1 protein-coding gene is annotated in these 747 nt (G+C 42.4%); it reads left to right on the forward strand.

All coding sequences use genetic code 11. From position 1 onward, the window contains the following. Nucleotides 1–747 (forward strand): ATP-binding protein (locus AC4GME_RS15775; RefSeq protein ID WP_490379737.1); only part of this gene is annotated, 747 nt, incomplete at both ends.

Consider the following 747-nt stretch of genomic DNA (forward strand, 5'->3'; position numbering starts at 1 on the left):
GACCTGTATGGTTTTAGCAAGTAGTGACGGCCGTGGTGTGCATTTTAAATTGATTGACGGCGCCTATGATAGCGCTTCTTTTATCGGTGAAAATAAACTGCCTTTAGCTGTAGGTGAAGTTGAGCGTATTTACCGCAGTGCGGGATGTTATTGCTCCAGTTATTTAGGTGTCGATAAATACCGTCAAGTTATTCAAAATCTACGCAGCGGCCGCAAACTCAAAGATGTCCGTCAGCTGCAAAGTCGTTTCGCATTTAGTGACTTACCGACTCCGCATATCGACAAAGTGATTAACGGCACCATAGAAAAAAATCTCGATTTTGATGCTGTGAAACATATGCTGGTGGCTATTTCCAGTGATCACCTTGCGCGTAACAGTATTGAAGAAAAAGAGCAGATCAGCCTGAATAAAGAGGATATTAGCCATTGGCTAGCTGATATTCAGGCAAGCCGCGCCATTCAAAAAGTGGCGGATAAAATTTCTGTCTGGCAGAGTGATTTTAATAACCTCGAGAGCTTATTGATTAAACTGCAGCATCTGCATTTTGAAATAGTTAACCATCAGCAAAAGCTTGAACTGTTGCAGGAATCACGCATCGACAGCAAAGAGGTTACGCGTAAAGAGCTGGATAAACTCGAAGCCGAATTAAAAACAGACAGGGAATCTTTGCTCAAAGATATTTCCAAGATAGTGGCATTAATCGAAGCGGATCAAAGCCGTATTGATCTGCTTGATCAGGACAAGCT

The organism is Psychromonas sp., from assembly GCF_983033635.1.